Origin of the sequence: Enterobacter sp. I4, assembly GCF_022669095.1 — a bacterium.
GTDB classification, from domain to species: Bacteria; Pseudomonadota; Gammaproteobacteria; order Enterobacterales; family Enterobacteriaceae; genus Enterobacter; species Enterobacter pasteurii.
Window position 1 is genome coordinate 1392041 of record NZ_JALBUO010000002.1, and the last position, 12993, is coordinate 1405033.

Genomic DNA, 12993 nt, shown 5'->3' on the forward strand with positions numbered 1-12993 from the left:
GTTATTTTTGCAGCGCCGTTTTTATCGGCGCACTAAAAATAATGGCAAAAGGAAGCCAGAACAACACCCAATATTCTCGTGGGTTGCTGATAACAAACATGCCCTGCGTCACGTAGAACATCAGCGCAAATACGATAACCGCGATTTCAGCTTTATGATTAGCTGCAAGGTGGCGAAGGCTTTGTCTGGCGGCAAATAAAATCATGCCTAAAAGCAGCAGCAGTCCTACCGCACCTCCCTTTAGAAAGGTTGCTAAATAGAGGCTATGCGTCGTGGTAACATGCTGACCAAAACCATTAATGAACTGAAGTTCTTTATTGAAACCCCATCCGAAGAGTGCTTTCTGTTTTGCCACTTCAAAAGCATGCTGCCAAATACCGAAACGGACGGATCCTGCTCGTGAAGAATCTTCTACGCGTTTGAAGAACATATCGAGCGAGCCACTAAAATAGAGGCTTGCACCGATGATCGCCAGTAGAATAAGTGAACCTGTCAGCAGCTTAATATCCCATTTCGGTTTACAGAGGAAAGCGACAACCGCGGCGACAACAAGTGAAAGGAGTGGCCCTCGACTTTGGGTCAGAATCAAGCAGACCAAAAGCAGAGGAACTGGAATATAAAACCAGAAGTTACGCGTTTCACGAACCAGTATGGCGCTCAATAAAATACCCAGCGCCATGTATCCTCCAAGATCAATTACGTTATCCGGAGAGAAAGGAAAAGCTCGCGATAGCCTGTTTTGAAATATGTGCTCTTTATTGACATAAATTAGCGTTAATATCGTTAAAGCCACAATGCCGAAATATGCTGCACCTATGATATATTTTTTTCTGTCCTGTAGTTCACATTGACGATACAGGCAGATAAAAATAAACAAATAAAATGAATGGGTTAGCGCAGACCTGAGGTGGGACGAATCAGCCCAAAAATTAGTTAATGAGAAATATAATAAAAATGCACCAGTAAAGCCCAGTGCGGGTAGAAAGTCACGATCGCTAATAAAACGCGTTCTTACCTCATGATTTATCATCATAGCGATGATAAACAGTGCAAGGGCAATGTGAAAGAAAATATTTACTTTTGAAACGCCACAAAAAATCATGCTCAAAAAGATAAAGAGCATAAAAGGATAGAATATAAAACGTTGAATATTAGTTGAAGACATCAGTAAAATCCTTTCTGGGGAAAACAGAGTCAGGTATTGCGCTTTGAGGAGACAGATTGATGACAGTGATCTCATTTTTTTTGAAAACAGTACTTGCCAGCATCAACGCCGGAATGACAATATTATTCACCTTTTTATCAAGGAAAGTTGGTAACATTGTACTATTGGTTTCATAAAAGCGAGGTTGATTGAAATTATTCATATCGAGCCCCGCAATATATATTTTTTTAAAGCCCAGAAAATAGAGTACCTGGAGAGCCCAATACATCACGGTTCCGGCATCTACGACCCCGTGACGAACATCACAACTAAAGGCTGTATTAGGATGTGTCTCTGAAAATATGATACCTGGCGTGCCCGCTAGAACCTCGCGTAAATCAGCTTGCTTAATAGAGGGTTTATAGGTTTCATAACAAATATCTTCAATGATGCATAATTCACACTGGATTTTGTCGTATGAAAAACGCTCTATAAGTTTAACGATGCCCATAACCGTAGTAAAGAGAATGACATCTTTACAGCTTACAATACGCTTCAATAATGCAGTCTGACGATCGATAAACGTCATATCAACGACGAAATAGAGAGAAAAACTTAGCGCGTGGTGAAGGTGCCAGGCACCGTTCACGCCCGCCGTGATTACCGTCGATGGTAGAGTCTTGAAATCGATAGCTTTGATTGAAGGGCCAGTCGCCGCAATAAGTATATCGCCATCGAACCGATGGTGAAGTGAGGAGAGCGGGATCAGATCGATACTGCGTCCCTTATACTTTAATTCTGATATTTCACCGGTTTCAGCACGCGATATTTTAACGAAGGGCCATAAATTTTCATTATGTCGCATATTGCGCTTATGCGTATACCGATACAGTTGCTTGGTCAACGAGTTCATTTTACGCCTCAGGAAATTATTTTTTTATTTTTATTCACGGTCGTTAATAAACTCACAATGTTATCCAAATCCGCGTCGCTTACTGCAAACAACTCTTCTTTCGGTTGGCTGAAGTAGTAACGCGTTTCAAAAACGTAAGAGTTAATATTTTCATCGTTACCAATCAACAGAACCTCGCCGAGAGGACGCTGCTCGTAATGACAGCATGGGCCAAATAACATGATTACCGGCACGCCCACAGCATCTGCAATGTAAATATTCCCCGAATCAGACGCGATATAGCAGTCCATCTTCGAAATGGCCCAGGGAAGCTCTTCGAGCGAAATTTTACCAATGAGATTGATAAAATTCGGGATCTCACCGTAAAGGCGGGTGATATCGTCCATCCACGACTGTTCATTTGGGGCGCCGAAAACATAAAACTCGCAGGGTAAGCCGGCTAGGCGATCGACAATTCGCTTCCAGATAACCGGCGGCACCGTTTTAGCTTTATTGCCTGCCGCAATACTGATACCGATGCGGATAACGTCAGGTTTGTCGAGAATGGCCGGATAGGTCGCCGGTTTAAACAGCGGCTTTGTGGCATGTTTGGGAGAGTCCTGCCACGTGAGTGAACGGTCGGCCAGCTTCAGGTAGTTGGTTACTGATAGCGTTTTTTTGCCGTGCTCAACGATACCGTCGGCGGTGAGATAAAATATCCCGTGATACCATCTGCGGGTGTAAATGCTTAAAAATTGTTTGTTTTTTGCATTACAGACGGCGGCAAAAAAGAGATTCACGCTATTCGGCTGTAGCAGATAGACATTATCGTAACGGTTCATGATCCTGCAGGCGAAGCAGAGCTTACGCCACAGGTTGCGCTTATGCTGTTCGATGAAGTAGATCTGCTCGATGTTCTCGTCATGCTTCGCCAGCGCGCCGACGCTGCGGCTGATCAACACATCGCTTTTTTGCAGATGTGCCAGGAGGGGCGTCGCATTGATAAAGTCACCGATTTTGGCCGTCTGAATGACAAGGTTCCTGCCCGTGTCTTTTCGAAACAGCTTCCGGAAGAGCTTCACCGGAAAGAGTAAAATCAGCAGAAATACGTAACTCATGGGTTAAATATCCCTGTTGGAAAGCAGCTGGCTGCCCTGTAAAAATGAAAAAATAGCATCTGCGCTGATATCCTTCGTTTGTTGCGTCGGGCTGACCATCTGATGCTGGTTTTTACCGTAACCCCCGATCAGCCCGGGGTCTGTCGGGCCGAAAATCGTGATATTAGGACGATCCAGTGCGGCGGTTAGATGGCTTAGCCCCGTATCCACGGAAACGACGGCATTCGCGCCCGCCAGCTGCGCGGCAACCTGCGCCAGCGTAAGTTTGGGTAAAACCTCGACGTGGGTAAAGCCTGCGGCCAGACGCTCCGCACGCTGACGCTCATGTTCAGCGCCCCACGGGAGTTTAATATGGATACCGCAAGGTTGCATTAGTTCAATCAGCCTTCGCCAGTGCGTTTCCGGCCAGTGCTTATCGTCGCGCGTTGTGGCATGCAGGAACACCAGATACGGCTCGGCATGCTCCGTCTCGCGCAAAAAATGCTGTGCAATAGCGTAGTCACCCTGGGCTTCAGGTTTTGCATAGCCCAGGCTTTTCGCGAACAGCTCGCGGGTGCGCTCCACGGCGTGCTGCTGCTTCGCAATATGGTGGCGACGGTTATAGAAAAGGCTCGCCAGCGGTTCGCGTGCGGTTTGCCAGTCCATACCGTGCTTTAGGCCGTGTGCCAGACGCGTCACCAGCGCCGCGCTTTTGACCAGCCCCTGGGCGTCGACGATCGCGTCGTAACGCTGCGCCTGCACCGCTTCGCGGAAGGCTTTACGTTCGGCTTTAATCGGTGCGGAGAACCACGCTTTGCGCCAGCGGCGAATCGCCACCGGGATCGCGCGATCGACCGCCTCATGCCAGGTGGGGATTTGCGCGAAGCCTTCTTCCACCACCCAGTCAAAACGGATGCCGGGAATGGCCCGCATGGCGTCCGTCAGCGACGGCAGCGTATGCAGAACATCACCCATCGAGGAGGTTTTAACGATCAATACCCGCATCCGTTATCCTTCTTCGCTCAACAGCAGTTCGTTGAGTTCTTCGAGAACGCGCTGCGGCGTGATGTCGATCAGACTCTGATGATAGCCCTCTGCGGCATCGCCTTTGCGAACCTTATGGTAGCCGGTGATTAGCCGGATAACGCGCGCTTTGTGTGACAGAGGCGGCGTGAAGTCCGGGCTGCTGGGGCCATACAGCGCGACCAGCGGGCGGTCCAGCGCGGCGGCGACGTGCATTAGACCGGAATCGTTAGTGACCACGGCTTTACAGGCGGCAATCAAAATTACGGCCTGCTCAAGCTGCGTTTCTCCCGCAAGGTTCCGGCACCAGGCCTGCTGATCGATGCTCAGCGCGGCGAGAATTTCATTGCCCGCCTCGTGGTCTTTCGCTGAGCCAAACAGCACAATCTGATAGCCTTCGTCGATCAGCTGTTTCGCCAGTTCGGCGTAGTGATAGTGCGGCCAGCGTTTTGCCGGACCAAATTCCGCACCAGGGCAAAAACCAATCATCGGACGCTCGGACGACATGCCAAACGCGTTGCAGGTATGGGATTTCTCCCCATCGTTGACCTGAAGCTGCGGCCACAGCAGCGGCTGCGGCAGGTCTTTCGCGCTGCGCATTACGCCTTTGTCATAGGCCAGCGCCACATAGCGCTCAACCATCAGCGGCCACGCCTCTTTATCCAGCACCCGGGCGTCGTTCAGCAAACCGTAGCGCATTTCGCCTCGCCAGCCGGTACGGTGCGGCACGCCAGCAAAGAAGGGCACAAGGGCAGATTTGAAGGAGTTAGGCAGCACATAGGCACGGTCATAGCGTTTTTCGCGCAGGCTATGGCCGAGTCTGCGACGCTCGCCAATTTCCAGCGCCCCGTGGCCGAGCGGCATTGGGATCGCCTCGTTCACTTCTGGCATACGCGATAACAGCGGACGGCACCACGCGGGTGCCATCACGTCGATTATCGCCTGGGGATAACGCGCCTTGAGCGTGCGATAGAGACTTTGCGACATCATCATGTCGCCCACCCATGACGGGCCGATCACCAGAATTTTCATACTTATGCGTCGCGGTTCAGCCAGGCCATGTATTCCGTTACGCCTTCGGCAACGGTCTTGAACGGCTTGTCGTAGCCTGCGGCACGCAGGTTGGTCAGGTCAGCCTGCGTGAACGCCTGGTAGCGGCCCTTCAGCTTATCCGGGAAAGGAATATACTCAATGCTGCCTTTTTTATGGTATGCCAGCGTTGCGTCAGCCACGGCCTGGAAGGATTCCGCGCGGCCTGTGCCAAGGTTGAAAATACCGGATACGCCATTTTCCAGGAACCACAGGTTGACGGCCGCCACGTCGCCTACGTAGACGAAGTCACGCTTGAAGCCGTCGCTGCCTTCAAACAGTTTCGGGCTTTCGCCATTATTCAGCTGGGTGTTCAGGTGGAACGCCACGCTCGCCATGCTGCCTTTGTGGCCTTCGCGCGGACCGTAAACGTTGAAGTAGCGGAAGCCAACAATCTGGGAGTTCGCTTCAGGCAGGATCTGGCGCACGTACTCATCAAACAGGAACTTGGAATAGCCGTAAACGTTCAGCGGCTGCTCATATTCGCGGGACTCGATGAAATCAGAGGTGCGGCCGCCGTAGGTTGCCGCAGAGGAGGCGTACAGGAACGGAATTTCACGCTCCAGACAGTAGTGCAGGATCTCTTTGGAGTACTGATAGTTGTTGTCCATCATGTACTTGCCGTCCCACTCGGTGGTGGATGAGCATGCACCTTCGTGGAAGATGGCTTCGATCTCGCCGAACTCTTCGCCTGCCATAATCTGGATAAGGAAGTCCTCTTTATCCATATAATCAGCGATGTTCAGATCCACCAGGTTGACGAACTTGGTGCCGTCTTTCAGGTTATCCACCACCAGAATGTCGGTGATGCCTTTGTCATTGAGAGCTTTAACAATATTGCTGCCGATAAAGCCCGCGCCGCCGGTAACGATGATCATAACTGTAACCTTTGAAGTGTTGAGTCCGGGGACAATCCCGGACGCTAATGTCTTTATCATATCATCACAATGCCCGGTCTTCAGCCATTCACCGATATGCAGCAGGGGTACACGTGATTTATGCTGCAAAAACGAGAAGAGATACTGCGTCATCTCGTCATGAACTATAGGTTTGGGTAATATGTGCCGAAATTTGCCGAGTCTGGAGAATTGCAATGCGTGGTGATTTTTACAAACAGTTAAACAGCGACCTCGATACCGCCCGTGCGGAAGGGTTGTTCAAGGAAGAGCGTATTATCACGTCTGCTCAGCAGGCGGACATCACCGTTGCCGACGGCAGCCATGTGATCAACTTTTGTGCGAACAACTACCTGGGTCTTGCGAATCACCCTGAGCTGATTGCCGCAGCGAAAAACGGCATGGATACCCACGGCTTCGGCATGGCCTCCGTGCGCTTTATCTGCGGCACCCAGGACAGCCACAAGCAGCTTGAACAAAAGCTGGCGAACTTCCTTGGAATGGAAGACGCGATCCTCTACTCCTCCTGCTTCGACGCCAACGGCGGTCTGTTTGAGACGCTGCTGGGCGCAGAAGACGCAATTATCTCCGACGCCCTGAACCACGCCTCTATTATCGACGGCGTCCGCCTGTGTAAAGCGAAGCGTTTCCGCTACGCCAACAACGACATGGTTGAGCTGGAAGCCCGCCTGAAAGAGGCCCGCGAAGCCGGCGCGCGTCATGTGCTCATCGCCACCGATGGCGTGTTCTCTATGGACGGCGTGATCGCTAACCTGAAGGGCGTGTGCGATCTGGCCGACAAATACGACGCGCTGGTGATGGTAGACGACTCGCACGCGGTTGGTTTTGTGGGCGAAAATGGCCGTGGCTCCCACGAATACTGTGACGTGATGGGCCGCGTGGACATCATCACCGGTACGCTGGGCAAAGCGCTTGGCGGTGCTTCCGGCGGCTATACCGCCGCGCGTAAAGAGGTGGTTGAGTGGCTGCGTCAGCGCTCCCGCCCGTATCTGTTCTCCAACTCCCTGGCGCCAGCGATCGTGGCCGCCTCCATTAAAGTGCTGGAGATGGTGGAATCCGGTGCTGAGCTGCGCGACCGCCTGTGGTCCAACGCCCGTCTGTTCCGTGAAAAAATGAGCGCCGCAGGGTTTACCCTGGCCGGTGCTGACCACGCGATCATTCCGGTGATGCTGGGCGATGCGGTCGTCGCGCAGAAATTTGCTCGCGAGCTGCAGAAAGAAGGGATTTACGTGACCGGGTTCTTCTTCCCGGTGGTACCAAAAGGTCAGGCGCGTATCCGCACCCAGATGTCTGCGGCGCACTCGCCTGAACAAATTGAACGTGCGGTGGAAGCCTTTACCCGCATCGGCAAACAGCTGGGCGTAATTGCCTGAGGACGTGTGATGAAAGCGTTATCCAAACTGAAAGCGGAAGAAGGGATTTGGATGACCGACGTGCCGGAGCCGGAAGTCGGTCATAACGATCTGCTGATCAAAATTCGTAAAACCGCCATCTGCGGTACTGACGTTCACATCTACAACTGGGACCAGTGGTCACAGAAAACCATTCCTGTCCCGATGGTGGTCGGCCATGAATATGTGGGTGAAGTAGTTGGCATCGGCCAGGAAGTAAAAGGGTTCAACATCGGCGATCGCGTCTCCGGTGAAGGCCATATTACCTGCGGTCACTGCCGTAACTGCCGCGGTGGTCGTACGCACCTGTGCCGCAACACCGTCGGCGTGGGCGTAAACCGTCCGGGCTGCTTCGCGGAGTATCTGGTGATCCCGGCGTTCAACGCGTTTAAAATTCCGGACAATATCTCTGACGACCTGGCCTCAATCTTTGACCCGTTCGGCAATGCGGTACATACGGCGCTCTCCTTCGACCTGGTGGGTGAAGACGTGCTGGTCTCCGGTGCGGGCCCAATCGGTATTATGGCGGCAGCGGTGGCGAAGCACGTGGGTGCGCGTAACGTCGTGATCACCGACGTCAACGAATACCGTCTGTCGCTGGCACGTAAAATGGGCGTTACCCGCGCGGTGGACGTCTCTAAGGAGAGCCTGACCGACGTGATGGAAGAGCTGGGCATGACTGAAGGCTTCGACGTGGGTCTGGAGATGTCCGGTGCGCCACCGGCGTTCCGCACCATGCTTGACACCATGAACCACGGCGGGCGTATCGCGATGCTGGGTATTCCGCCGTCGGATATGTCTATCGACTGGAATAAAGTGATCTTCAAGGGGCTGTTCATTAAAGGCATCTATGGCCGTGAAATGTTCGAAACCTGGTACAAGATGGCGGCATTAATTCAGTCTGGCCTGGATCTGTCCCCGATTATTACCCATCGATTCTCTGTCGATGAGTTCCAGCAGGGCTTTGACGCTATGCGTTCCGGGCAATCAGGGAAAGTGATTCTGAGCTGGGGTAAATAATGAGAAAGGGGCCTACGGCCCCTTTTACTTATGCAGCAGTTCTTTCGCAACCAAGCTTGATGAGTACTTTTGCAGCAATAGACTGGATATCAAGTTTGTTGTGGTGTTTATCGAATATTAGCTGCTCTGAGTTATTACCAACAGGCGCGAAAATGGTATTGCCTTCGAATTTTTTATTATGATCCAGCAGCATGGAAAAATAGATAGCAATAAGTTTTTTATCAAAGGCGCAGGCGATATGTACGATTGCTGTATCTACAGAGACAATCAAATCGGCTTTTTTGATAAGTGTTATGGCATCCCAGAGCGAGTTAAAACGACAAATGGTGACCTGGCTATTTTCAATGTGGAGGTCAGCAAGTTTCTTACCTTCGCCAATAATAAACACATGAACATCTGGGTTTTGTGTAATCTCATTCGCCAATTTTTCTAACTGTGAAGGCGAGAGGCTGCGCTCTGCAACGCTTGCGAATGGGTTGAGGACAACGCACGTTTTACCAGAATGCGATTGCAGATAACTGTCAATAAAGTCATCGTGCTCCGGCAAAACGGGTAACGAATAACGAAGGAATTCAGGCTTAACATTCAATATGTTAAGTATTTCTTTTTGAGGATGGGTAATGTGGAACTCGGAATCAATTGGCAACATTAAGTTATAGGGCTTATCCAGCCAGCCGCCAAATCCAACGGCATATTTATAATGCACTTTACGCAGGAGAAGCGTATTGAACAATTCTTTTCTTTTCATCCATGCGTAATGGCTAATGACTAAATCTGTCTCGATGGTGTTCATTGCATCGATGTTATTGATATCAACAATATAAACTTCATCAATATCCGTCATTTTTTCGAATAAATCGCGATTTCGTTCCTCGACGATGACCTGCAGCGTATACCCTGCCTCTTTTAAACTATGCCAGGTCCCGGTGTGGCAAACAGCATCACCAATTCCAAGGTCTACAAAAGGGAAAAGGATGCGCTTCACACGGGAAACATCAATTTTTTCCTGCCGCTTATCATGGAGCTGGCGCGCTACTGAAAGTAGCTTTAACCGTCTTTTTAATTCTTTCGTTTTATGGTTTCGTTGCCTGTTAATTTCCTTTAGGTAACTAATAATTTTCTTCATGTTCGCGCCAAACCAACTTAAGCAGTATATTGACGATAGTATAATCTTAACGTCTGCCAAAAGGAATGATTGCGATGCCAGAGAGTGGCTTGCATCATTTTATTGTTACTTAACAAGTAGTTAAATTATATGCTCTCTGGTTTATACCGTTTCTGACGTGCGTCACCCCTACTCGCTAATGCCAGCACCGTTTTGTAAATAAAAATTATGGTTCAGACCCGGATATGACAGTGGTAATGGCTGAAGCTATCCTCTCATGATCGAATTGATTAAGATCAGGGGACAATATGTTCAAGCTAACCGTATGCCTTTTGACGTACAACTCTGCTCGTTTGTTACATCAGGTTTTACCCCCTTTGATACGTATTGCGGATGAGATTGTTGTGGTTGATTCCGGGAGCCATGATGAAACGTTATCTGTTCTCGAAGAATATGGAATCTCACCAATTTATCATCCCTATGCAATGCATGGTGAACAGATGAATATAGCCATTTCGTGGTCAAGTAACGATTGGGTTTTATGCATGGACAGTGATGAAATACTGGATGAAGATACCCTGGAATATATCATCGCGCTAAAATCCAGAGAGGAACCTCCAGCAGACTGGGGGTGGAGTCTGTCTCGTTACTGGTATGTGTTAGGCGAGCGCACCCGAACAATCTACCCGGTTTCTTCCCCAGACTATCCCTTGAGGTTATTCAATCGTCGTTATGTCACATTTAACAGTCGACCAGTAGATGATAAAGCCGTTGGTGCAGGGCAGGTGATGCGAATACCGGGTCATGTTCGACACGATACCTTTTATTCCCTGCATGAAGTGTTTGATAAGTTAAATACGTATACGTCGCGAGTGGTAAAGTATCAGGCACCCAGACCTTCAATCGTACGCGGTATCGTCAGTGCTATTGGTGCTTTCTTTAAATGGTATTTATTTAGCGGTGCATGGAGACAGGGAAAAGTTGGGGTGGTTACGGGACTCTATGCAACCTTGTACAGTTTTTTAAAATATTTCAAAGCCTGGTATCGCCATCAGGATGAAGGGGAATCCGCAGCCCGAAAGCATACGGATTCACATCTTATTAGATAGTTACGACTTTTTCCCCCAGCCCTGCCACTGATGCTGGAAATACTGCACCAGCGTACTCTGGCTCACGCTTTCGCTGATTACCGTGAAGAAGCGGGTTGCATGCACCGGTTCAGGCGGCTGTTTCAGCGTGCAGTGCTTCACGCCGCGGAACGGATTACGCGGTTGTGTTGCTGGTGGCTGCGCGCTACCCGGACGAGACGTATCCACCTGAGGTTCATTGAGCAGATCGCCCGGACGCACCAGCGTAATATCGGCAGGTAAGGTCGGCAGCATTTGCTGCAACACGCGTACGGTAGACGGATGCGGATGGCCGATGGCAATCGCCGACCCGTTACGGCGCGCCAGCTGTACCGCACGGTTGAACTGCACGCGGATATCCGCCTCGTTCTGGGAGTCGTCCAGGAAGACCTTGCGCTTGATGACCTTCACGCCCGTCCCCTGAGCGGCACGCATTGCCTGGCTGTTGCCGATGGTCATGCTGTCGAGGAAATAGAGATTGTAACGCTCCAGCGCCTGCATCACTTTCAGCATGCCGTACAGGCTGGAGGTCATCGCGCTGCCCATATGGTTATTCAGGCCCACGGCATACGGCACTTTGTTGTAGGCGTCGCGGATGATGCGATCGATCTCGTCGCTGCTCATATCCGGACGAAGCGTGTCTTTTTCCAGCGGCTGTTTGCTAAGCGGTGCCATTGGCAGGTGGATGAGGACCTGATGGCCGCTATTGTGGGCTTTCGTCGCCATTTCACGGGCATGTGGCGCGTTAGGAAGAACGGCGACGGAGATGGCTGACGGCATCGCCAGCACCTGATTTTCGTAGTGTGGGCGATAACCGAAGTCATCGATCACTATCGCGAGTTTGCCTGCATAAACCGGTGCAGCCAGCGCCAGCGCGCTGACGACGGAGAGAATAATTCGACGAAATTGAAGCAAAACTTATCTTCCCAACCACGGCTGTGGATTGACCGCCTGACCCTGGCGACGAATTTCGAAATAGAGTGACGGGCGGCCCTGACCGCCACTGCTGCCCACAAGGGCAATGGGTTGGCCGGCGCGCACCTGAGTGCCGACGCTGACCAGCGCGCTCTGGTTGTAGCCGTAAAGGCTCATGTCGCCTTTACCGTGTTCAACCACCACCACAAGTCCGTAACCCTGCAGCCAGTCGGCCAGAATAACGCGACCATCGGCGATGGCTTTCACTTCGCTACCTTCAGACGCACCGATAACGATCCCCTTCCAACGTAGCTCACCCTGCAACTGTTCGCCATAGCGATGCAGAATCGTACCGCGAACGGGCCAGTAGGCCTGGCCACGAGGTGAACCGAGGCCGCCGGTACGCGACATCAGGGAACGTTCATTTTCAGTAGGCTTATAGGTGGTGCCTTTACGGGAGGCTTCCTGCTGCTTATTACGCACGGCCTGTGCTTCACGCGCCTCTTTTTCAGCGCGCGCTTTGGCCGCGGCTTCCGCACGGGCGATGCTGTTACGCAGCTTCGATTCGTTGGCGCGCATTTCGCTCAACTGGCTTTGTCCTGCCTGAATAGAGGACTCCAGTCCGGCGAGCGTCTTTTTACGTTCATTCCGTGCCTGCTCAAGCTTCGCCTGCTGGGCCTGCTGTTCGTAGAGCAGCGTCTGCTGCTGGCTCTGCTTCTCTTCCAGCTCGGCTTTTTGCATGGTGACCTCTTCGCGCGTCTGTTTGAGCTGCGCGATAGTCTCCTGACGCGCCTGGTTCAGGTAGCCAAAGTAGGCTTGCAGGCGCTGCCCGCGCTGGCTCTCTTCACCGCTGAGGATCAGCTGTAGGCCGGTGTGCTCACCCTGGCGGAAGGCGGCATCAAGCTGTGCAGCAAGGTTGCGCTCCTGTGCGTCACGCTGACGCTCCAGTTTCGCAATCGACGCGTTCATTTCATCGATTTGCTTATTGAGCTGAGCAAGGATGTTTTGCGTTTCACGCAGCTTACGCGCGGCGGCGGAGATGGCCTCTTCCTGCTTTTTAAGCTGGGCAAGCAGGGCTGAACGCTGCTGCTGCTGCTGGCGTACGGCGCGCTCTTTAGCGGCGATATCAGCCTGAATGGATTTAAGCTGGTCGCGGTCATCCGCGTGGGCGGATGCGGCGCACAGCAATACGCCAGCGCTGAGTGCGCTGGCGTAAAGCAGAGGTCTGACTGATAACCTAAGCGGCTTCACGACCCATGTGATTGAAAAAATC

The 12993-nt window shown here is 51.5% G+C and carries 12 protein-coding genes; 3 read left to right on the forward strand and 9 right to left on the reverse strand.

Going from position 1 to position 12993, the window contains the following annotated elements:
• Window position 1: 1 nt before the first annotated feature.
• The 6 genes from MOQ06_RS18995 to rfaD are packed head-to-tail and all read right to left on the reverse strand — an operon-like array spanning window position 2 to window position 6123.
• The gene (locus tag MOQ06_RS18995) at window positions 2–1165 is read right to left on the reverse strand and encodes an O-antigen ligase family protein (protein WP_242174415.1); all 1164 of its coding nucleotides are present in this window, start codon (window positions 1163–1165) and stop codon (window positions 2–4) included.
• A complete protein-coding gene (locus MOQ06_RS19000; RefSeq protein ID WP_242174416.1) occupies window positions 1152–2009 on the reverse strand; it encodes a sugar glycosyltransferase in 858 nt (285 codons plus the stop codon). The genes MOQ06_RS18995 and MOQ06_RS19000 overlap by 14 nt, the downstream gene beginning before the upstream one ends.
• A 56-nt stretch (window positions 2010–2065) precedes the next feature.
• Complete coding sequence (locus MOQ06_RS19005; protein WP_193355364.1) at window positions 2066–3154, reverse strand: glycosyltransferase family 9 protein; 1089 nt, start codon at window positions 3152–3154, stop codon at window positions 2066–2068.
• Between the two features lie 3 nt (window positions 3155–3157).
• Window positions 3158–4138, reverse strand: a complete 981-nt coding sequence (gene rfaC / locus MOQ06_RS19010) for a lipopolysaccharide heptosyltransferase RfaC (RefSeq protein ID WP_242174417.1) — start codon at window positions 4136–4138, stop codon at window positions 3158–3160.
• 3 nt (window positions 4139–4141) lie between these two features.
• Window positions 4142–5188, reverse strand: a complete 1047-nt coding sequence (rfaF, locus tag MOQ06_RS19015; RefSeq protein ID WP_193355362.1) for an ADP-heptose--LPS heptosyltransferase RfaF — start codon at window positions 5186–5188, stop codon at window positions 4142–4144.
• 2 nt (window positions 5189–5190) lie between these two features.
• Window positions 5191–6123, reverse strand: coding sequence for an ADP-glyceromanno-heptose 6-epimerase (gene rfaD, locus MOQ06_RS19020; RefSeq protein WP_148421661.1), 933 nt, complete (start codon window positions 6121–6123; stop codon window positions 5191–5193).
• A gap of 215 nt (window positions 6124–6338) precedes the next feature.
• Between rfaD and kbl the strand changes: the two genes are divergently transcribed.
• Both kbl and tdh read left to right on the forward strand, forming a co-directional pair.
• Window positions 6339–7535, forward strand: coding sequence for a glycine C-acetyltransferase (kbl, locus tag MOQ06_RS19025; RefSeq protein ID WP_242174418.1), 1197 nt, complete (start codon window positions 6339–6341; stop codon window positions 7533–7535).
• Window positions 7536–7544: 9 nt separating this feature from the next.
• Complete coding sequence (tdh, locus tag MOQ06_RS19030) at window positions 7545–8573, forward strand: L-threonine 3-dehydrogenase (RefSeq protein ID WP_148421660.1); 1029 nt, start codon at window positions 7545–7547, stop codon at window positions 8571–8573.
• 28 nt (window positions 8574–8601) lie between these two features.
• Here the strand turns inward: tdh and MOQ06_RS19035 are convergent, their stop codons facing one another.
• Window positions 8602–9699 (reverse strand): glycosyltransferase family 9 protein, encoded by a 1098-nt coding sequence (locus MOQ06_RS19035; RefSeq protein ID WP_148421659.1) that lies wholly within the window; start codon window positions 9697–9699, stop codon window positions 8602–8604.
• A 287-nt stretch (window positions 9700–9986) separates the two neighbouring features.
• Here MOQ06_RS19035 and MOQ06_RS19040 point away from each other — a divergent pair, with 287 nt between their 5' ends.
• The gene (locus MOQ06_RS19040; RefSeq protein ID WP_242174419.1) at window positions 9987–10787 is read left to right on the forward strand and encodes a glycosyltransferase family 2 protein; all 801 of its coding nucleotides are present in this window, start codon (window positions 9987–9989) and stop codon (window positions 10785–10787) included.
• On the opposite strand, the gene MOQ06_RS19045 is transcribed toward MOQ06_RS19040, so the two are convergent.
• Window positions 10788–11720 (reverse strand): divergent polysaccharide deacetylase family protein, encoded by a 933-nt coding sequence (locus MOQ06_RS19045; protein WP_148421657.1) that lies wholly within the window; start codon window positions 11718–11720, stop codon window positions 10788–10790.
• 3 nt (window positions 11721–11723) lie between these two features.
• Window positions 11724–12983, reverse strand: coding sequence for a murein hydrolase activator EnvC (envC, locus tag MOQ06_RS19050; protein ID WP_242174457.1), 1260 nt, complete (start codon window positions 12981–12983; stop codon window positions 11724–11726).
• Window positions 12984–12993 lie beyond the last annotated feature (10 nt).